Annotated in this window: 21 protein-coding genes; 14 read left to right on the top strand and 7 right to left on the bottom strand. The window is 48.8% G+C overall.

Annotation, left to right across the window (positions count from 1 at the left end):
* Positions 1-22: 22 nt before the first annotated feature.
* From C1713_RS03075 to C1713_RS03055, 5 genes are all read right to left on the bottom strand, one after another.
* Complete coding sequence (locus C1713_RS03075; protein WP_102493009.1) at positions 23-1,075, bottom strand: 4Fe-4S binding protein; 1,053 nt, start codon at positions 1,073-1,075, stop codon at positions 23-25.
* Positions 1,062-2,777, bottom strand: coding sequence for a hypothetical protein (locus C1713_RS03070; protein ID WP_102493008.1), 1,716 nt, complete (start codon positions 2,775-2,777; stop codon positions 1,062-1,064). Before C1713_RS03070 ends, C1713_RS03075 begins: the two co-directional genes overlap by 14 nt.
* 146 nt (positions 2,778-2,923) lie before the next feature.
* Positions 2,924-5,206: an AAA family ATPase gene (locus tag C1713_RS03065; RefSeq protein ID WP_102493007.1), complete on the bottom strand. Its 2,283-nt coding sequence runs from the start codon at positions 5,204-5,206 to the stop codon at positions 2,924-2,926.
* Between the two features lie 16 nt (positions 5,207-5,222).
* Positions 5,223-5,867: a hypothetical protein gene (locus C1713_RS03060; protein ID WP_102493006.1), complete on the bottom strand. Its 645-nt coding sequence runs from the start codon at positions 5,865-5,867 to the stop codon at positions 5,223-5,225.
* Positions 5,868-5,875: 8 nt separating this feature from the next.
* Positions 5,876-6,433 (bottom strand): hypothetical protein, encoded by a 558-nt coding sequence (locus tag C1713_RS03055; protein WP_102493005.1) that lies wholly within the window; start codon positions 6,431-6,433, stop codon positions 5,876-5,878.
* 444 nt (positions 6,434-6,877) lie between these two features.
* Here C1713_RS03055 and C1713_RS03050 point away from each other — a divergent pair, with 444 nt between their 5' ends.
* From C1713_RS03050 to C1713_RS02985, 14 genes are all read left to right on the top strand, one after another.
* Complete coding sequence (locus C1713_RS03050; protein ID WP_102493004.1) at positions 6,878-7,534, top strand: RNA polymerase sigma factor; 657 nt, start codon at positions 6,878-6,880, stop codon at positions 7,532-7,534.
* Positions 7,535-7,620: 86 nt separating this feature from the next.
* Positions 7,621-7,917, top strand: coding sequence for an NAD-dependent DNA ligase (locus C1713_RS03045; RefSeq protein ID WP_102493003.1), 297 nt, complete (start codon positions 7,621-7,623; stop codon positions 7,915-7,917).
* Complete coding sequence (locus C1713_RS03040; RefSeq protein WP_102493002.1) at positions 7,907-9,031, top strand: DUF2800 domain-containing protein; 1,125 nt, start codon at positions 7,907-7,909, stop codon at positions 9,029-9,031. Before C1713_RS03045 ends, C1713_RS03040 begins: the two co-directional genes overlap by 11 nt.
* 12 nt (positions 9,032-9,043) lie before the next feature.
* Positions 9,044-9,604 (top strand): DUF2815 family protein, encoded by a 561-nt coding sequence (locus C1713_RS03035; RefSeq protein WP_102493001.1) that lies wholly within the window; start codon positions 9,044-9,046, stop codon positions 9,602-9,604.
* A gap of 68 nt (positions 9,605-9,672) precedes the next feature.
* Positions 9,673-11,598 carry a DNA polymerase gene (locus C1713_RS03030; RefSeq protein WP_102493000.1) on the top strand — a complete coding sequence of 642 codons (1,926 nt, stop codon included), beginning with the start codon at positions 9,673-9,675 and terminating at the stop codon, positions 11,596-11,598.
* Between the two features lie 106 nt (positions 11,599-11,704).
* The gene (locus tag C1713_RS03025; RefSeq protein WP_006696234.1) at positions 11,705-11,908 is read left to right on the top strand and encodes a hypothetical protein; all 204 of its coding nucleotides are present in this window, start codon (positions 11,705-11,707) and stop codon (positions 11,906-11,908) included.
* Complete coding sequence (locus tag C1713_RS03020; RefSeq protein ID WP_102492999.1) at positions 11,905-12,303, top strand: DUF7768 domain-containing protein; 399 nt, start codon at positions 11,905-11,907, stop codon at positions 12,301-12,303. Before C1713_RS03025 ends, C1713_RS03020 begins: the two co-directional genes overlap by 4 nt.
* Positions 12,300-14,609 (top strand): virulence-associated E family protein, encoded by a 2,310-nt coding sequence (locus tag C1713_RS03015; RefSeq protein ID WP_102492998.1) that lies wholly within the window; start codon positions 12,300-12,302, stop codon positions 14,607-14,609. Before C1713_RS03020 ends, C1713_RS03015 begins: the two co-directional genes overlap by 4 nt.
* A gap of 241 nt (positions 14,610-14,850) precedes the next feature.
* Positions 14,851-15,132, top strand: coding sequence for a VRR-NUC domain-containing protein (locus tag C1713_RS03010; RefSeq protein ID WP_102492997.1), 282 nt, complete (start codon positions 14,851-14,853; stop codon positions 15,130-15,132).
* The gene (locus C1713_RS03005; protein WP_102492996.1) at positions 15,125-15,802 is read left to right on the top strand and encodes an ORF6N domain-containing protein; all 678 of its coding nucleotides are present in this window, start codon (positions 15,125-15,127) and stop codon (positions 15,800-15,802) included. Before C1713_RS03010 ends, C1713_RS03005 begins: the two co-directional genes overlap by 8 nt.
* A 31-nt stretch (positions 15,803-15,833) precedes the next feature.
* Positions 15,834-17,177: a DEAD/DEAH box helicase gene (locus C1713_RS03000; protein ID WP_102492995.1), complete on the top strand. Its 1,344-nt coding sequence runs from the start codon at positions 15,834-15,836 to the stop codon at positions 17,175-17,177.
* Positions 17,174-17,386: a hypothetical protein gene (locus tag C1713_RS02995; protein ID WP_102492994.1), complete on the top strand. Its 213-nt coding sequence runs from the start codon at positions 17,174-17,176 to the stop codon at positions 17,384-17,386. The genes C1713_RS03000 and C1713_RS02995 overlap by 4 nt, the downstream gene beginning before the upstream one ends.
* A complete protein-coding gene (locus tag C1713_RS02990; RefSeq protein ID WP_245870947.1) occupies positions 17,383-17,823 on the top strand; it encodes a hypothetical protein in 441 nt (146 codons plus the stop codon). The genes C1713_RS02995 and C1713_RS02990 overlap by 4 nt, the downstream gene beginning before the upstream one ends.
* Positions 17,824-17,930: 107 nt before the next feature.
* Positions 17,931-18,284 (top strand): HNH endonuclease, encoded by a 354-nt coding sequence (locus C1713_RS02985; protein WP_102492993.1) that lies wholly within the window; start codon positions 17,931-17,933, stop codon positions 18,282-18,284.
* Positions 18,285-18,306: 22 nt separating this feature from the next.
* Here C1713_RS02985 and C1713_RS02980 read toward each other — a convergent pair whose 3' ends face one another.
* Complete coding sequence (locus C1713_RS02980; RefSeq protein ID WP_102492992.1) at positions 18,307-18,579, bottom strand: type II toxin-antitoxin system RelE/ParE family toxin; 273 nt, start codon at positions 18,577-18,579, stop codon at positions 18,307-18,309.
* Positions 18,572-18,865, bottom strand: coding sequence for a type II toxin-antitoxin system RelB/DinJ family antitoxin (locus C1713_RS02975; RefSeq protein WP_006696279.1), 294 nt, complete (start codon positions 18,863-18,865; stop codon positions 18,572-18,574). Before C1713_RS02975 ends, C1713_RS02980 begins: the two co-directional genes overlap by 8 nt.
* Between the last annotated feature and the right edge of the window lie 42 nt (positions 18,866-18,907).

The following is an 18,907-nucleotide window of genomic DNA, read 5'->3' as shown; positions in this document are numbered from 1 at the left end:
AAGACTATTCAACACTTGAACTTTATTTCATGGGCTCCATAATTCCCAGTGCTTTGTCACTCAATGGAATACCATCACAATAACTTTGAACACATAGAATTTCCCGTAAATTTCTATTGTCGTAGTCTATGTAGTATCGATCATTTTCAGGCTCAAATTTGCAGCCATTCCACAAAAGATACATCAAAGCGCCGATGGTAATAGTTCCGATCTTGATTCCGACTACATTTTTTATATCTTTTACGACTTGCCAATATCCCTGTCGTATATTTGGCAATTGTAGACAAATCACGATAGGCTTATTATTGTGCTTATTTACTCCATATCTACTGTTGAGTACGGCTATATCATCAAGAATCCCTCTGGATGCATCCAAGGTATCTTTTCCAAACTCTATTTCTACGACACCAAATGAACCGGACGGAGAACAGTATATAGCATCCATGCGTGTATATACGTCACCCATTCTTGGCATTGAACATTTGCAGCCCAATGCAATAAGTAAGTTTCTTCCAATAATATTATGATAATTACTTTTGATATGCCGAAGTTTTTTATAGATAATTTTGAATAGCTCATCAGATATTTTTTGTGATACTCCGAATCGTTGAACCTTTAACAACTGCTCGATTTGATGAGCGTGCTTAATCTGTATCAAGTCGTTAAGTTTTTTATATTCAACAATATCGCTTTGCGTGGTATCGACCATCAAACTCTCATGACTTGAAAAGTAGAGCGCACCAACGGGGCAACGGCTAACACAGATTCCGCATAGGATACATTTTTTTGAATCAATTATAGGAGTATGGCTTAAATCATCCCATGTGATAGCTTCCACAGGACAAACATTAACTGACTTATCGTTTGCAAATGTTCCATTGCAATTACACTCTGTTTCATCCTCAAAAAAATACATACATCTTGGATTTAGACATCCAATACAACCAATATGATCTTTTTTTTCATTTTTGAAATGAGCAGTAGCGGAGGTTCCATGATCTATTTCAAATGCAGTAGGTATTTCTTCGAGGATGAGAACACTCTGTCTGTTCACTTTTTCTTTAAATATTTGCACTTGCTAATCCCTCCAATTTATATAGTTTTTCTTTATCAAATCCCTTTTTATCTACGAGAATGCTTATTGCAAGTGAGAGTAAGGTCTTTAAGTCAATTATTCCGACGTTAAATCCATACGTATCCTTAAAGTACGAAATCAATCTAACCACCTCAGCACGCTCGTTGGGCATATAATATCCTACAGCTAAAGTGGAAACATCAGGTGTGGTTATGTGCGTCTTGCGGGACAAAAGGATAATTTTATTTTCGAGTGCCTGTCTCACTGCTTTGATGGAGAGGTGTTGTTCTTCGGTTGGTGATTTTATTTCAATGGGAATGCTTCTCGTAGGATCGTCAATAATTGCATCCCAGCGAGCGCCGTTGTCACCTTGTCTGGAGGAAGAGCAATTAAATCCCATAATTTTAAATAATGTAGCTACTAAAGGATAAAAAGTCTCCTGTGTAGCATTGAGGTAATCATCAAAAAGAATGTTTACAATCATGCGACTGTTTTTTCCTGCTCCAAGCATCTGATTAATTCGCTGTAAGAAATCTCGATCCTCGGATGCCTTAAGTAGATACTTGGCTGCACTATCTGGAATGCTAAGCTTCCAAACTTGTGTGTTATTTAGGCGCTCACGTTCTTTGACGGTACTTTCAAATGCATCAATATGGTACTGAGAATCAATACCTAGTCCAAGCTTTAAATCAAGGGCCTCCTCAATCTGACTGCGTCGAATCGTTTGGGCAGGAGAGAAAAGGAGTTCTTTATCGCCTATTATTTCTTGGCATTGAACTTTGTCAGATTCCATTAAGTGTAGAACGTCTGACATATCATAGCCTGACCGCATTAACATGGAGTATGTCCCCAGACGAATCATGGAGTGTTGTGTATGGGGATCCAAATCTATGTACTGATCAAGTCGTAGATCATACATATCTTTTATGTGTTCATAAGTTTCAATTCCGTGGTTTGTTATTTTTAAACAATCCAAGGATTTTCCGTATAAAGATTTATCTCGAATGGATTCAATCCAACTACAGCTTTTCATGAAGGCAATAGGGAGCCTTGTGCAATTGTCAACGGGTGTTGGCTTCATACCAAGAGTTGAAGCTAAATCTTCAAAGGCTTTCTTTAATCTTTTATGATCACCTCTCAAGGATTTTATACACTGAATCATGCTTTGATATTCTCGTTCGTCCTCATCATTGATGCTCATAGGGCCAAGACAGAGTTCATGCTTATACATAATACCATCTAAGTCGATAAAAGAACGTAATGCACATTTAAAAAAACGCAGCTTTTCACTGTATCGCATTTTTCCACTTAACTGTGTTGGGGTGTTTATACCAAGAACACATTGCTCGTAGAGCCTAGAGCATTCTCCTTTTGATAGGGCTATGTGAATACCAATGTAGGTAAATACTAGAGGATATGACGATTTTTCGCTGTAAGGTGTTACCCAGCCAAGCATACGAAAAACTTCGGCATACATCTTTGCGTTCATTAAAGCTGAATTCATACTTTCTTGATCTGTATTGCTTAAGCGGAGAGCATCATCGCCTGCGTATCCATAAGCTGTCATTAATCGACCTTGTGCAATTACGACAGCCATATCTTCAAGGGTGAAATAAGTTTGATGGTGTAGAGCTTTATATAGTTGTCTGATAACTTGAATTTGTGTTGTATACTGTGTTCCAGGATTTCTAAATCTTATCATGATAAGCTCCTTTTTCTATGTGGTTCAATTTGGGGATCACTGATAAAATGAAGTCCATTAGATTGATACAGATTTTTGTTCTGTCGTCGATAAATGGTCGAAAAAGATATACCAACAATTATTTGGATGCCTTTTTTGCGGATTTCTTAATTACCAACTCCTGTCATCATCTCAAAATGTTGCTCCTGTCCCATGTGCCGGAAGATCATTCTGAATGTATCGCGACACATATCGGTGTCAGAGCAATCATCCACATAATGCATATCATCATTGATGCCACGTGCTGTGCTTGAAATATAGGACAGCATGGAAGAAGCCATATCGAATTTCGTGTAATCATCATCGCATATGAAATCTTCCTTATGATCCTCGAGAATGCGCTTTCGCAGAGATTCTCCTTCATATCCGCAAAGCTGAAGGAAGTAATACTCCAAAATTCGACGGATGATATTCATCAACGGGATGGGGGAGGAGACCTCTTTGTATTCGTCCCACAATGCTGCATAGGAATTTTTGACCGGGTTTACATTCATCTGCTCTGAAGGGCAGTTGGGATTTTGGCATTCACACAGACGGATGGCTGATTTTCCGTCCCGCTTCTGAATGAGATAGAAGGATACGAAGGCATAATGCTTCACATGAGAGTAGGAGACCTCCCTGTGAAAATAGGCATTATGCGTGAGTATAAAGATTTGTTTGATGAAATTACCCGTAACAAGGGCATTCCTGTTATCCGCATTGTTTCGGCAAATCTCGATCATCTTTCTGACCAGTGCGCCCACGACAAACAGAGCCTTGCTGTCCATACTGGAAACGGGATCATCAATAACAACGATCTTATCCTTGAACTCTCCGTCCGCATTGGAACTACCGAATACGAGTTGCTGAAAATACAGGAAGGCAATGAAGTTCTTCTCTCCTTCACTGAGACTCTCTGCAATTTCGCCAGTATCGGTGCGGATGACCTCATAATTGATGGTTGCCTTATTGGCTTCCTTATGGGGGCGCACTTCAAATCCTTGGAAGCCGGTATCACGGAGCATCATATTGATGGTGTTCATGGCGGTTTCGGTTTCCACGGTCTTGCTGCTGAGCGTTCGATATTCTGTTCGCAGGTCTCGCAGAACGGCTTGCTGTTCGTCAATAATTTTTTCCTGTTTTTTCAGCTCAAGATCAAGGTTTTTCTCGCTTCTGACATATGCTTCAAGGACATCTTTGAGGATAAAGGAAATATGCTCAAAGACGGCTTTTGTGCAGTCTGCCTTCTTTTGGGGACCTGCAGCAACAAGTTCATTATTTGCATCTATGAGTTTGTTGTAGCCTTGAATGATTTCCGATAATTCACGGAGCAGGGGAGCTGTTTCTTCAAGAGTAACGATCAAGGAGGGGGATTCTATTTTCTCTTTGATCTTGTCAATGTTTGATTGAATCCTCGCTTGTATAACTGAGAGCTTCTCATTATAGGGCTTTATATCAATCGAAGGATATACTTCGGTCGGCAACGAACTTAATGGTACGAAGAGTTCCTTTGCGGACTCCCTGTATGCCGATAAGAAGGTGCTCAGCTTTGAGAGGCTTTCGTTGTATTGGTCATCAAAACTTGCGGACAGCAGCTCTTCAAAATTTGCGGGAAGTTCCTGCATACAATAGGGGCAACATCCCTCGGCTGCCGCATGATATTCATCATGTCCCTGACGAACCCACTGTATGGAACCTACCTTTTTCAGAAACTCTGCAAATTTTGTATTTGATGTGTTTACAATGGCTTGGCTGAGAATTTCACATCCCGTTACAGAATCGAGGACAGCAGGATCATTGACCTCTTTGAAGCGTTCATATTTCTTTGCGGATGCCGAAAACACAGATTTATACATTCGCCTCATCTCATCAATATCATGCTCGACTGGAGAATGTGTTTTTACGGCATCGGTGAACAGTTTTGCTTTTTTCTTTCCTTCCTGTGTCTTTTCAAAAGAGGTTCGAAGCTCTGCTGTTTTTTTCCAACAATCCTTATGCAGCCGAGTGATTAGCTCATCTTTTTGCTTGGTATATTCCTCTTTCTTTTTTGCAGCAGTAGAAATGAGATCGTTTGCGGCAGTTTGTTTTTTTGTATTTTGATCGAGCTGCTGTTGTATTTCAACATTGATTTCATTGATCGTGAAAACGCCCGGAAGGTTATGGTAGAGATTCATATTTTTGTTGATGAAGTTCTGGTCAAACACATAGGTCGTATAATCAGAGGAATCCCTTCCGGCTCTGTAAGAGAGACCGCGTCCTTTTCCGATTACATCCGCAAGCGTAGATTTTCCCGTTCCGTTGTTGCCAAAAAAGTAGTTGATATATGTGGGAACAACCTCTACCTTTGTCCCTTTGTAGCTCGCATCATCCAACACTATTTTGGTAATCTCACATGGAAGTTTCGTTGACATAACTCTTCCTCCCTCATCAATACGGTCTCGGCATATTTGAAAGATTGGCGATAGCAAATGCTTCAAAAAGATTGACCTTGTGGACTGACCACGCACTGTGATTCAGATCTGTAATGGCACATTCCATATTAAGATCAAAGTAAACAGATGTACTCTTTTTGCAGAGCTTATGTTGGGGAAATACAGCTATGGGACAAAATGATATTTTGATATTTCTGCCTTCTTTTTTTATTCGTTTGATATAGCTGTATATGGCATGTTGTTTGTCATCTGTCAGACCGTGGTAGTCTGTGTTTTGGTTGCATATCAGAGCCGGGAATGTTTTTAATTCATCAATGCCAGTCTCGGATAAGGATGAACAGCGGTCATATATTTCTGAAGGAGCGTGGTTTTGTGTCAAAGCTTGGTCGATGGGAATGATGACTTCGTTGCTCGTAAAAATATCTTCTGCCACTGTGACAATCAACTGATAGTAATCTTTGCTGAAGTTTTGTATGGCAATGAGCTGCTCCGTATTATGCTCTGGAAGCTGTAACGGAGCTGGGGATACAAGATTAATCACACCATCGGCATGATTGAATATATTGATGTTTTTATCACCGGGTTGGTTCACGTTATAGGAAATCTGTTGCACGGGAGAAATGCGTGACAGTTCGTTCATAGACAACCTCACAGATTAAAAGTCATCGTACCGTTATTTGTCAGATTGATATTGTTGGTTCCGCTTTGAACCACATTTGTCTGATGATGAATGACGGTTATTTTATTGTCCCAATCATCCAGAATAGTTGTCTTTCCGTTATTCGAAGTTTCTTTCTGCTCTTCAGAGATTTGTCTCCGAGGGGCTTTTCTTTTTGTTGAGGCTTCTACTCGGAGAATATCGGCAAACAGGGAAGAAAGTTCTTTGTCAATAGTGAAGGGGGTTGCATCGGGGAGTATATCCAAGAACTCTTTGCACAAAGTCTCTCTCAATGCATCCGAGGGAAGATCTGCGATGAAGCTGGCAAATACCTCCGGTTCAATGTAAGGTGCGAGCTCCTTCGCAAAATTGCCGATGGATCTATTTCCGTTGAAATACGACTTATAGGCATCATTTTTATATTTTTTGAGGAGCTCATCAGCCTCCTCTGTAGTGATGGCATCAAGTATGGATCTTGTAAATGCAACAGTGTTCTCGCCTCCTCCAATAATGCCATGAAGGCGATTTACGAATTCTGAAAACGTCATATTCGAGCCTTTCTGCCGAAGCGTACCATAGCGTCCCCGCTTGTACCGAGCGCATTGTTTATACTTGAGGCAACTCAAGAGCAGTTGATGTCTAAATTATAACACGAGCAAGAGTTTCTTTTCTCGCTTTTGTGAGAAAAAACCAGAAAAATTTCTAATCAAGCAAGAAATTCGGTGACCAAATCGGATGTATGTGTCCGCTTCGATGTAGAGAAAGATTTTTAAGGTGGTGGTAGGAAGAGACAAATTCGGTTTCCCTAGGTAAGTCAATCTGTTGTCCAAGATGGCCATAGGACGGCGGGATGCGAATAGGGATACTGACAGGTAACGAGCTTGTCAGTATCTCTATGCTCCCACCGTGCTTCTTTATGCCCATTTTCGGACTGAAGCCCGTGCGTAGTTTTGCATCCCGCCGTTCGGCAAGAACGAAAGGAACGCAAAACTATGAAAATCCAGCTTAACGGTATCATCAAAGACTACTCTGCGCAGGAGGTCAAGGCTCTCCAACAGCAAGGGCATCGTTTTCAGCTCAGTAAGAAGCTGGGCGTGTATGTCCCCGTCCCGATTCAGATCCACGAAAACGGAAGAATCCGGGATACGGGCATGGATGAACTCGTCCGGCGGAAAACTGCCGGAGAAAAGTTCCTCAAGGCGTCGGGGCGGGCAATTTATGCACCTGTCGATGCTAATCAATACTCCGTCGTCATGTGCCCAATCTGGCGGGAGGATAAGCGGGAAAAGCGCGAGCAGCACTGTATGTATGAAGGAAAGCCCTGCTGCGCCAACCGCAGCTGTGATGGATGCTCACATCCCGTGTATCGGACAATCTCTTTGGAACGTGCGGTGGATGTCAATGACCCGGCACTTCCCGTCCACGAGGATGTTGCCGACACTGCAGCACGCGAGGAGCGTAATCGCAGGCTGTACGAGGCTCTCTCCAAACTCGATCCCATCGACCATGAAATTCTTATCCGCAGGGCTTCGGGACAGTCGGAGCGTGCCATTGCCGCCGCTGTCGGTTTCAAATCTAAGGAAAGCATCCGCAAGCGCATGAATAAGTTCATGCCCGGGCTTCAAGCACAGCTCAAAGATTTTATGTAAAAATTGGTGACCAAAACATACGGCGGTGTCCTCTTCTTTATAGGAAGGTGAAAATCCCCGCAGTCAATTGAAAGGAAGTGATCTCCATGCGGGAGGAAAACGAAGCAATAGCCGAGCTTATCGGCGTTCTTCACCGATTGGTCGATGTCTTGGAGGAATTCGTGCAGAGCACTCCAAGCGATGAGCAGTCGAAGGTGTCGGAATCGGAGGAAGCCTCACCGACACTTGAAGAAGTACGCACCGTGCTTGCACGACTCTCTGTCGAAGGGCACAGCGCAGCAGTCAAGTCTCTGATCTCCAAGTTCGGCGTAGACAAACTCAGCGAGCTTGCGCCGGAGCACTATGCGACACTCCTGAAGGAGGCTGAGAAGATTGGCTCGTAAACACGCCATCCTCTCGGCATCCTCTGCTGCACGTTGGATCGCCTGCCCGCCGTCAGCTCGCCTCAATGCGGAAAAGTCTGATGCGCCAAGCGAGTATGCCGCCCAAGGGACAGATGCGCACACGCTCTGTGAGTACAAACTCCGCAAGGCACTTGGTGAGCGAGTGCGCGATCCGACCAAGAAGCTGTCCTCCTATGACAGTGAGATGGAAGAGTGTGCAGACTTTTATGCCCAGTTCGTTATGGGGCTTGTGTCGCAGTTCCGCGAGGAGTCGAAGGATACGATGGTGTCCGTGGAGCAGCGTGTGGACTTCTCGGACTTTGTACCCGATGGGTTCGGCACAGCCGACACGCTCATCATCTCCGGCAAGACTGTCTGCATCGTGGACTACAAGCACGGAAAGGGCATTGAGGTCAGTGCTGAGCGCAATCCGCAGATGATGTGCTACGCGCTCGGCTGCATCCAGATGTTCGACGGACTGTACGACATCGAGTCGATCTGGATGATTATCTTCCAGCCGAGACTCAGCAATATCTCGGAGTATACCATCTCGAAAACTGACCTTCTGGCGTGGGCGCAAGACACGCTTGTACCCGCAGCAAAACTGGCACACGAAGGAGAAGGAGAGTTCTGCGCCGGAGCACACTGCCAGTTCTGCAGGATTAAGGCAACGTGCCGCAAGCGGGCAGAGTACAATCTGGAACTGGCTCGGTATGACTTTGAGATGCCTCCGACATTGGAAGATGCCGAGGTGGAAGCGGTGCTTGCAAAAGCCGATATGCTCGCCGCATGGGTCAGCGACATCAAGGAATACGCCCTGCAGCGGGCAATCCAAGGAAAACAGTGGACGGACTGGAAACTGGTGGAAGGCCGCTCGAATCGGAAATACACCGACGAGGCGGCGGTCGCCAAAACAGTCAAAGAAGCGGGCTATGAGCCATATGAGCAGAAACTGCTCGGGATTACGGCAATGACCAGTCTGCTCGGAAAAAATAAGCTTGAGGAACTGCTCGGAGGCTTCATCGTAAAACCGCAGGGGAAACCAACCCTCGCTCCCATGAGCGACAAGCGGCCTGCGATGAATACCGCAGCAGAAGATTTTGAAGAAAGTTGAGGAAAACACATCATGGCAAAAGTTATCAATCCGACAAAAGTGATCACGGGTGTCAAGACACGTTGGAGCTACGCCAACGTCTGGCAGCCAAAGTCCATCAACGGCGGTACGCCGAAGTTCAGCGTCTCGCTCATCATCCCGAAGTCCGACACCAAGACCGTGACCGCAGTCAAGAACGCCATTCAGACGGCATACGAGGAAGGGCAGTCGAAGCTCAAGGGCAGCAGCAAGTCCGTGCCCGCACTCTCGGCGATTAAGAACCCGCTCCGTGACGGAGACGTGGAACGCCCGGACGATGCGGCGTATCAGGACAGTTACTTTATCAATGCAAACTCTGCGACGGCTCCCGGCATCGTGGATGCTGCCCGCAATCCGATCATCGAGCACTCGGAGGTCTACTCCGGCGTTTACGGACGCGCAAGCATCAACTTCTACGCATTCAACTCGAACGGCAACAAGGGCATAGCTTGCGGGCTGAACAACCTGCAGAAGATTTCCGACGGTGAGCCGCTCGGCGGCAAGACCCGTGCCGAGGATGACTTCGCGGATGAGGACGAGGACTTTCTCAGCTAAATAACGGCTGACAGACATGGGCAGTGGGGATTCTTCCTCGCTGCTTTTGTCACGGAAGGAGAAGTGACATGAAATCATTGTCCGTTGATCTCGAAACGCGGAGCAGTGTGGATATTGGGAAAAGCGGCGTATATCGTTACACCGAGGCAGAGGATTTCGCGATCCTGCTCTTTGGATATTCCGTGGACGGAGGCGCGGTGCAGGTCATTGACCTCGTGCGTGGTGAGCGGATTCCGCAGGAAATTCTGGATGCGCTGGCGGATGATAGCGTCATCAAGTGGGCATTCAACGCCAACTTTGAGCGTGTGTGCTTGTCGCGATACTTGTCGGACTTGGGGATGCTTCACACTACCGAGCGCGCTTGTTTCCTCAGTCCCCACAGCTGGCGATGCACGATGGTCTGGTCTGCCTACATGGGACTTCCGCTCTCACTTGCCGCCGTCGGACGGGTGTTGGGATTGGAAGAGCAGAAAATGAACGAGGGCAAGGCACTCATCCGCTATTTTTCAACGCCTCCGTTCCACGAACCCACGGGAGCGAAGTGGGAACTCTTCAAGTCCTACAATCGCCGTGATGTCGAAGTGGAGATGGCAATTCAACAGCGTCTGTCCAAATATCCTGTGCCTCCGTCGGTATGGGAGGAGTATGTGCTAGACCAGGAGATCAATGACCGTGGGATACGTCTGGATATGCCCTTGGTGGAGAATGCCGTCCAGATTGACGAGATTACGAAAAATCAACTGTTGGACAGGATGAAGTCTCTGACGGGGCTTGAGAATCCGAATAGCGTGATGCAGATGAAGGCATGGCTCAAGGAGCAGGGCGTTGAAACCGAGTCGCTCGACAAGAAGTCCGTGACTGCCCTCCTTGCCAATGTTCCCACTCCGCTGAGGGAAGTGCTGGAACTTCGGCAGCAGCTTGCAAAGTCCTCGGTGAAGAAATATCAGGCAATGCAGAATACCGTTTGCTCGGATGATAGAGCGCGCGGGATGTTTCAGTTTTACGGTGCGAACCGCACCGGGAGATTTTCGGGACGGCACATTCAATTGCAAAATCTTCCAAGAAATTATCTCATCGACCTTGAGTGTGCCCGTGACCTCGTGCGCCAAGGGAATTATGCGGCACTCGAAATGCTCTATGAATCCGTGTCGGATGTCCTGTCACAGCTTATCCGTACTGCTTTTATCCCCAAGGAGGGCAGAAAATTCATTGTCGCGGACTTCTCTGCCATTGAAGCACGGGTACTGTCATGGCTTGCCAAGGAACGATGGCGTATGGACGTTTTTGCAAATGATGGCGACATCTACTGCGCTACAGCGGGCAGGATGTTCCATTGCAATGTGGTCAAGCATGGAGAGAACGGGCATCTCAGGCAGTACGGTAAATTAGCAGAATTGTCGAGTGGATACGGCGGCTCCGTTGGTGCGCTGAAAGCATTCGGTGCATTGGAGTCCGGGATGAAGGAAGAGGAGCTGAAACCGCTCGTGGATGCATGGCGTGCAGCAAATCCGAACATCGTGGACTTCTGGTGGGCGGTGGATCGCGCCGCGAAGGACTGTATCAAGGAGCGCAGCACAAAGGTCACACACGGCATCCGGTTCATCTATCGGGGCAGCATGATGTTCATCGAGCTTCCGAGCAGTCGCAGGCTCGCCTATGTGAAGCCGCGCATCGGGGAGAATCGGTTTGGCGGCGAATCCATCACCTATATGGGACTCGACCTATCGAAAAAGTGGGCGCGGATCGAATCCTACGGCCCGAAGCTCGTGGAAAACATCACGCAGGCAATCAGCCGTGACATTCTCTGTTATGCCATGCAGACGCTGCGAACGATGGACATTGTCGCGCACGTCCATGACGAACTCATCATCGAATGCGACGAGCGAGTCTCTCTTGTTGCCGTGTGTGAGCAGATGGCGCGAACTCCGCCTTGGGCAGAGGGGCTTCTGCTCCACGCCGACGGTTTCGAGTGCCAATTCTATCAGAAAGAGTAATTTCCATCCTCCCAGAAAATTGGGAGGATTTTTGGTGACCAAAACCTCCCTGTTCGTCCTCTTACTGATGAGAGGAACTAATCAGTTTTCAAAGGGAGGAAATCTTATGTTCTATGTTAAGGAAAACATCAATGACACTCTGGAGGTCACGGTGGAAATCAATGACGAGAATGTCTTCTGCCGCTGTCCGCGCTGCGGAGCGGAAGTGCCCGTCGATTTCAACGAGTTCTTCGGCGATGCGGAGTTTGACCTCTTTGGTACGGCGATCTGCTGCACGGAATGCAGCAGGAAGATGAGGTGCGAGAAATGATTGAGAGAAGAAACCACGAGGGCTACGCCGACCCAACGGCGTATGCCGCTCTTACCAGGGTATTCCGACAAAATCAGTTTACCTATATCTGCTCTCCCTATCGGGACAATCCGCGCGTCAACGTCATGCGGGCGCGGCAGTACTGCAAGTTTGCTGTGGGCAGGGGGCGGATACCACTCGCGCCGCATCTGTACTTTCCTCAGTTTCTGTCGGAGGTAGATGAGCGGGAGAAAGCGATGGATATGAATTTCGAGCTTCTGAGGCTGTGCGGCGAGGTCTGGGTGTTCGGCGAGAAGATCACCGAGGGCATGGAAACGGAGATTGCTCATGCCGGGAGACTGCGGAAGAACATCCGTTATTTCACAACCAAATGCGAGGAGGTGCTTGCTCCATGAAAATCGCGGTCTGTAATCGTAATACCGAGAAGCGGTACAAAAACAAAGAAATGAGCTGGGAGGACATCAAAGAGCGCAACCGTCATCCCATCCGTACCTCGGAAACCGTGGAAGAGTATCCGAAACTGCCGAAGGCACAGCGGGATATTGCCAAAGACCAGGGTGGCTTTGTCGGCGGCTGGCTGAGAGGCGGCATTCGGAAGAAAGGTCATGTCATCAGCAGGGAGTGCGGTGCGCTCGATGCTGATCACATTCCCGACGGGGAGGATTTTCTCGGTAAAGCAAAAGAAGTCCTCGCGGGCGTACGTTTCTTCATCTACTCCACCCACAGTCATGCGCCACAACATCAGCGGTATCGTCTCGTGATGCCGTTCTCCCGCGAAGTCAGTGAGGAAGAATATGCACCATTCATGCGTATGGTCGCAAAACAGATCGGCATGGAGTATTTCGATGACTCCACCTATCAGGCAAACCGCATGATGTACTGGGCTTCCTGCCCGTCCAACGGCGAGTTCATATTTGAGGAGCAGGACGGTGATCCGCTGGATGTGGATGCCTATCTCGCAAAATACGATGACTGGCGGGATGTGACACAATGGCCGGTATCTTCCCGCCAGTCCGAAGCCGTAAAGCACAGTGTCAGCACACAGGCAGATCCACTTCAGAAAAGTGGCATCGTCGGAGCCTTCTGCCGTGCCTACAGCATCGAGGAAGTCATTGAGAAACATCTCTCCGATGTCTATACACCGTCGGCGGTAGATGGGCGTTATGACTACATCCCCGGCGAAGGAACGGCGGGTGTGGTCGTCTATGACGGCAAATTCGCATACTCGCATCATGCAACCGATCCTGCCTCCGAAAAACTCCTGAACGCATTTGACCTCGTTCGAATCCATAAGTTCGGTGACGATGACTCCAAGAAGTCCTTTGCGGCGATGGCAGAACTTGCCAGTCGCGATGAACTCGTTTCCTCCTTGCTCCTCGCCGAGCGGAGGGAGACGGCGGCACAGGATTTTGAGGGCAGTGATTGGGAGACGGCACTCGTTCGTGACAAGAACGGCGTACTGGTCAACTCCCTGCGCAATTTGAAACTCATCATGGAGCATGATTCGGTCTTGAAGGGGATCGTATTCAACCAACTGGCGGACAATATGGAAATTCGGGGAGAAGTCCCGTGGAAGCATCCGGGGAGGTTCTGGCGGGATGCAGATGACGCGCAGCTCATCTGCTATGTAGACGATCACTATGGAACGTTCTCGGCACGAAACTATGAGATTGGTGTGACCAAGGTCGCCGACGACCGATCCTATCATCCCATCCGTGAGTTTTTAGACAGTCTGCCGCCGTGGGATAAAGTCCCGCGTCTGGACACCCTGCTCATTGATTATCTTGGAGCGCCGGATAATGCCTATGTACGTGCAGTCACGAGAAAGACACTCTGCGCCGCTGTTGCAAGAGTGCGGAAACCCGGCATCAAGTTTGACAACATTCTCGTTCTGAACGGACCGCAGGGTATCGGAAAGTCCACGATTGTGGCACTTCTGGGCGGCGAGTGGTATTCCGACAGCCTGTCTCTGACCGACATGAACGACAAGACCGCAGCCGAAAAACTCCAAGGCTACTGGATCATGGAAATCGGAGAACTTGCGGGAATGCGGAAAGCCGACATCGACAAGGTCAAGGCGTTCATTTCGCGGCAGGATGATAAATACAGAGCCAGTTTCGGGCGGCGTGTTACCCCGCATCCGAGACAGTGCATCTTCTTTGGCACGACCAACTGCGAGGGTGCATATCTCCGTGACGGTACAGGAAATCGCCGCTTTTGGACAGTCAAGACACCGGGCGGGAAAAGGAAGCCGTGGGATCTCTCTTTGGAGGAGATCAAGCAGATCTGGGCAGAGGCAGTCGCAAGATACGATGCCGGGGAATCCCTCTACCTTGACGCAGAGTTGGAGTCCGTGGCGAAAGCCGAGCAGGATGCCGTTACGGAGCAGGATGAGCGTGAAGGATTGGTGCGGCTCTATCTGGATGAACTTCTGCCTGCCAACTGGAATCAGATGGGGCTTTATGAACGGCGGGACTTCCTGAGCGGCGACGATCTTTCCGCACGAGGGACAGAAAAGCGGCAGACCGTCAGCAATATGGAGATCTGGTGTGAATGTTTTGGCAGACGGAAAGAGGATCTGCGTCCCATCGACAGCTATGCCATCGCTGCCATTATGGCAAAGATCCCCGAATGGCAGAAACTGCCCGAGCCGAGACGCATCCCGATCTATGGCAAGCAGAGAATTTACAGCCGCTTGTGACTTGTGCCGCAGTTGTTCCACGTTCAAAGCTTTGCTGTATAAGGCTTCGGTACAAGGGAACAATATTTATATATTAAATAAAATATATAAAAAATAAATAGTGAGCGCGCGGGTATACACATACGCGCGTAAAGCAAAATTTCCTGTGCAGTGTTGTTCCGAAAACTATCGGAAGCCTTGCTATGACTGGATGAAAGGATGGAACAAGCACATGGAACGGAGTGCGGAACAGGAGAACAAGATGCGGGAGAAGGACATTGAGAAGGAACTTGCAGCAAGAACCAGAGCGATGGGCGGCATCGCACCAAAGTTTACCTCACCGGGATTCGATGGAATGCCCGACCGACTGGTACTTTTGCCCGGCGGCAGAATGGGTTTTGTGGAACTGAAAGCACCGGGGAAGAAGCCGAGAGCCTTGCAGCTGGCACGGCACAGGCTGCTTCAGCGGCTTGGATTCAAGGTGTATGTGATTGACGGCATCGAGCAGATTGACGGCGTATTGGAGGAAATCGACCATGAATGAACTTACGGTATTGGAACACAACAGCATCCGTGTCATGACCACGGAGCAGCTTGCCGAGGCGTATGGATGCAGGGCAATTCATATCCAGCAGAATTTTAAGAACAACAGGGAGCGATTCGTTGAGGGGAAGCATTACTTCAAACTTGAAGGTGCTGATCTCAAGGCTTTCAAGGACTCACTCGAAAATATCGAGTCAGTTGTCGGGAGTCGCGCACCGTCTCTGATTCTTTGGACGAAACAAGGGGCGGCGCGCCACAGCAAGATGCTGGGAACCGAGCGGGCATGGGATGTTTTCGATGAGCTGGAAGAAAGCTACTTCAACCCTATGAGGAACATGACCCCCGAGGAATTCCTGCTCTACAGTGCACAGCGAATGGTGGAACAGGCGAAGGCAATCAAGGCGGCAAATGCACGGATTGACAAGGTGGACGAGCGGCTTCTTGAGGTCGAGTCCAAGCAGATGACCATCGATGAGCACCACTACACCATCATCGGCTATGCAAACCTCACGGGAGTTCGTGGCGTTGGTCGGGATGTCGCCGCAAGACTCGGACGCAAAGCCTCGGCAATGTCCAGAAAGCAGGGCTACCACATCGGCAAGGAGTACGATGCCAAATATGGCATGGTGAATACCTATCATGTGGATGTGCTGCAGGAAGTGTTTCGGTAATGAATTCCGTTGAGATTGGAGGTGATGCCCCATGAAGTTCATACCGCATGATTACCAGCAGTACGCCATCGACTTTATCGCAAGCCATAAAACTGCCGCCGTACTCCTCGATATGGGACTTGGAAAGACGGTAATTACGCTTACAGCCCTCAATGACTTGCTCTTTGACCATTTTGAGATTTCTCGCGTTCTCGTTATCGCACCGCTTCGTGTGGCACGGAACACATGGCCGCAGGAGATCGGTAAGTGGGAGCATCTGAACCATATCCGTTATTCCGTTGCAGTCGGAACGGAGAAAGAGCGTCGGGATGCGCTTCGCAAGCAAGCCTCCCTCTACATCATCAACCGCGAGAACGTGCCGTGGCTCGTGGAGAAAACGGACTTCTCCTACGATGCCATCGTGATTGACGAACTCTCGTCCTTCAAGAATTGGAGCAGTAAACGCTTCAAGGCACTCATGAAGATTCGCCCTCTGGCAAAGAGAGTCATCGGGCTGACGGGAACGCCGTCCGGCAACGGCTTGATGGACTTGTTCGCAGAGTTCAAGGTGCTCGACATGGGACAGCGTTTGGGGCGGTTCATTACGACGTACCGGCAAGATTACTTCGTGCCGGACAAGCGAAACGGACAGGTGGTCTTCTCCTACGCTCCCTTGCCCGGAGCCGAGGAGCGGATTTACGAGAAGATTGCCGACATCACCATCTCCATGAAAGCCGCCGACCATCTGAGAATGCCGGAGCTGATCGAGAGCGAATACAGTGTTCGCATGAATGAGGAAGAGAAGAAAATGTATGCCGAGATGTGCGAGCAGTTGGTTTTGCAGATGAAGGGCGACGAGGTGACGGCGGCAAATGCCGGAGTCCTGTCCGGGAAACTCGCGCAGATGGCAAACGGTGCAGTCTATACGGACGATGGAACTACCCTGCATATCCATGACCGCAAACTTGATGCCTTGGAGGACATCGTCGAGAGCATGAACGGCAAGCCTCTTCTCGTGACATATTGGTTTCGGCATGATGCGGAGCGCATCGAAAAGCGCGTGCCGTGCGTCCGACTGGATACGGATGACGCAATCGCCCGATGGAATCGCGGAGAGATCCCCGTTGCTCTCATCCATCCGGCGAGCGCAGGTCACGGGCTGAACCTTCAGAGCGGCGGTTCGAGCTTGGTGTGGTTTGGCATCACATGGAGTTTGGAATTCTATCAACAGACCGTGGCGCGGCTCTATCGGCAGGGACAGAACTCAAACACTGTGGTGGTGCAGCACATCATCGCCGAGGGCACGATTGACGAGAGAATCCTTCGCGCTTTGAAGCAGAAGGACAAGACACAGGCGGCTCTGATTGCTGCCGTCAAAGCGGAGGTAACATCATGAACTATGAAATTCTGGCAAACGCCATCGTCGAACAGGCGGCGAAAGACTATCGGTGGGCACGAACGACTCTTGCCAAAGACGCAGGGAATGTTGCAGCGGCAGCGATGCGCAGCGAAACTGAGCGGTTCTTTCGTTCCGCATGGTTTGGTCAGTTGACGAGTATAAACGGAGAGTGGCTTCTCCAACAGTTAGAGGGGGAATTTGTGTGACAGCAAAGGAATATCTCAGTCAGGCATGGAACATTGACAATGAAATCCAGAGTATGTTGGAGGAGGTCTCAGTTCTTCGCAGTATGGCAGAAAAGACTACCGCCGTGATTACGGGAATGCCGAGCAATGCAACGAGGAACACGTCGCAGCTTTCCGACACCATTGCAAAAATCATCGAGCGTGAAGAGAAGATCGACGCTGAGATTGATCGGCTTGTCGATCTGCGCTCCGAAATCTACGAAACGATACAGCAGGTGGAGGACAAAGAGGCACGGCGTGTCCTGTATCTCCGTTATATGGGTTACCGCTCGTGGGCAGAGATTGCGACGGAGATGAAACTTGGTCTTCGTCAAATCTACCGTCTGCATGGCGTTGGACTGAAAAATATTTCTCCGATGTCACTAAATGTCACTAAATGGCAGTCGATGTCGTCTTGATGTCACTACATTGACAGTGATATGATATACTCAGCGAAAATAGGATATGGAATCAGCCTTCTTGGAGAAGCAATTCTCCGTGAGGGCTTTTTTGATGGAGAAACGCAATGCCGAGAAAACCAAAGCGCCCTTGTCGAATGACAGGCTGTCCGAATCTTACAGACCGGAAAAGCTGTTACTGTGAGGAGCACGAGAAAGTCATGCAGCGACATTACGACCACTTCACGCGCGGCTATGATCAGCACGAGAGGTATGGCAGCGCGTGGCGCAGGATTCGCGACCGTCACTTGTCAGCGCATCCGCTGTGTGAGTGTTGCAAGGAGCGAGGCAGATACGTTCTCGCGACGCTTGTGCATCATATTCGACCTCTCGCCGACGGCGGCACGCACGATGAGAGCAATTTGATGTCGCTCTGCGTGTCTTGTCATGAGCGGATTCATCAACGGAAAGCACCAAAATAAAAAGCCGACTCCAATGAATCGGCTAGAAGAGATCGCTATGTGAACCCGTGCGGGAAGCGGTCAGAATCAGTTTTCCTTTGTCGATGGCATATACGAGTAGCCAGTCCGGCATGATGTGGCATTCGCGAAAACCAATGTAATCACCAACGAGTGCGTGATCCCGATACCTTTCGGGCAGTTGTTTTTCCGCGCAGAGCATTTTCAGAACATCATCCAGCTTTTGTATATCTGCCCCACGTTTGCGCAGTTTCTTTAAATCCTTGCGGAACTGCGTGGTGGTGACGAGATCAAGCATGGGCATCCTCCGCATCCAGATCATCCATCAGTGCGGACAGCGACGGATAACGCTTCGGCTCAATTTTACCATCCATGATGTCGCGTGCTTCCTGCATGGCAAGAAGTGTTTCCCTATTATAACGGGGCTGTTTCGGTTGGAAGGGAAAGCCTCCCTCCATGATGGATGCGTGCAGGAAGATGTTAATGGCGTCGGTCACGGAGATACCGAAACTGGAAAAAACGGTTTCAGCTTGCGCTTTGATTGTCGGTTCGATGCGCATATTGATTGTTGCGGTCTTGGACATGATGCATAACCTCCTTTTGGTTATTGTAACGCGAAAGTGAAG

The organism is Centipeda felix (assembly GCF_900186465.1).
Classification (GTDB): domain Bacteria; phylum Bacillota; class Negativicutes; order Selenomonadales; family Selenomonadaceae; genus Centipeda; species Centipeda felix.
Note: the sequence above shows the minus strand (reverse complement) of the source record. Positions and strands in the feature narration are given on the sequence as shown.

Bases quoted from the DNA above. Each gene is read 5' to 3' on its own strand.
- C1713_RS03070 (WP_102493008.1), bottom strand. From the start codon at position 2,777: ATGATAAGATTTAGAAATCCTGGAACACAGTATACAACACAAATTCAA.
- C1713_RS03065 (WP_102493007.1), bottom strand. From the start codon at position 5,206: ATGTCAACGAAACTTCCATGTGAGATTACCAAAATAGTGTTGGATGAT.
- C1713_RS03060 (WP_102493006.1), bottom strand. From the start codon at position 5,867: ATGAACGAACTGTCACGCATTTCTCCCGTGCAACAGATTTCCTATAAC.
- C1713_RS03055 (WP_102493005.1), bottom strand. From the start codon at position 6,433: ATGACGTTTTCAGAATTCGTAAATCGCCTTCATGGCATTATTGGAGGA.
- C1713_RS03050 (WP_102493004.1), top strand. From the start codon at position 6,878: ATGAAAATCCAGCTTAACGGTATCATCAAAGACTACTCTGCGCAGGAG.
- C1713_RS03045 (WP_102493003.1), top strand. From the start codon at position 7,621: ATGCGGGAGGAAAACGAAGCAATAGCCGAGCTTATCGGCGTTCTTCAC.
- C1713_RS03035 (WP_102493001.1), top strand. From the start codon at position 9,044: ATGGCAAAAGTTATCAATCCGACAAAAGTGATCACGGGTGTCAAGACA.
- C1713_RS03030 (WP_102493000.1), top strand. From the start codon at position 9,673: ATGAAATCATTGTCCGTTGATCTCGAAACGCGGAGCAGTGTGGATATT.
- C1713_RS03025 (WP_006696234.1), top strand. From the start codon at position 11,705: ATGTTCTATGTTAAGGAAAACATCAATGACACTCTGGAGGTCACGGTG.
- C1713_RS03020 (WP_102492999.1), top strand. From the start codon at position 11,905: ATGATTGAGAGAAGAAACCACGAGGGCTACGCCGACCCAACGGCGTAT.
- C1713_RS03015 (WP_102492998.1), top strand. From the start codon at position 12,300: ATGAAAATCGCGGTCTGTAATCGTAATACCGAGAAGCGGTACAAAAAC.
- C1713_RS03010 (WP_102492997.1), top strand. From the start codon at position 14,851: ATGCGGGAGAAGGACATTGAGAAGGAACTTGCAGCAAGAACCAGAGCG.
- C1713_RS03005 (WP_102492996.1), top strand. From the start codon at position 15,125: ATGAATGAACTTACGGTATTGGAACACAACAGCATCCGTGTCATGACC.
- C1713_RS03000 (WP_102492995.1), top strand. From the start codon at position 15,834: ATGAAGTTCATACCGCATGATTACCAGCAGTACGCCATCGACTTTATC.
- C1713_RS02995 (WP_102492994.1), top strand. From the start codon at position 17,174: ATGAACTATGAAATTCTGGCAAACGCCATCGTCGAACAGGCGGCGAAA.
- C1713_RS02985 (WP_102492993.1), top strand. From the start codon at position 17,931: ATGCCGAGAAAACCAAAGCGCCCTTGTCGAATGACAGGCTGTCCGAAT.
- C1713_RS02980 (WP_102492992.1), bottom strand. From the start codon at position 18,579: ATGCTTGATCTCGTCACCACCACGCAGTTCCGCAAGGATTTAAAGAAA.
- C1713_RS02975 (WP_006696279.1), bottom strand. From the start codon at position 18,865: ATGTCCAAGACCGCAACAATCAATATGCGCATCGAACCGACAATCAAA.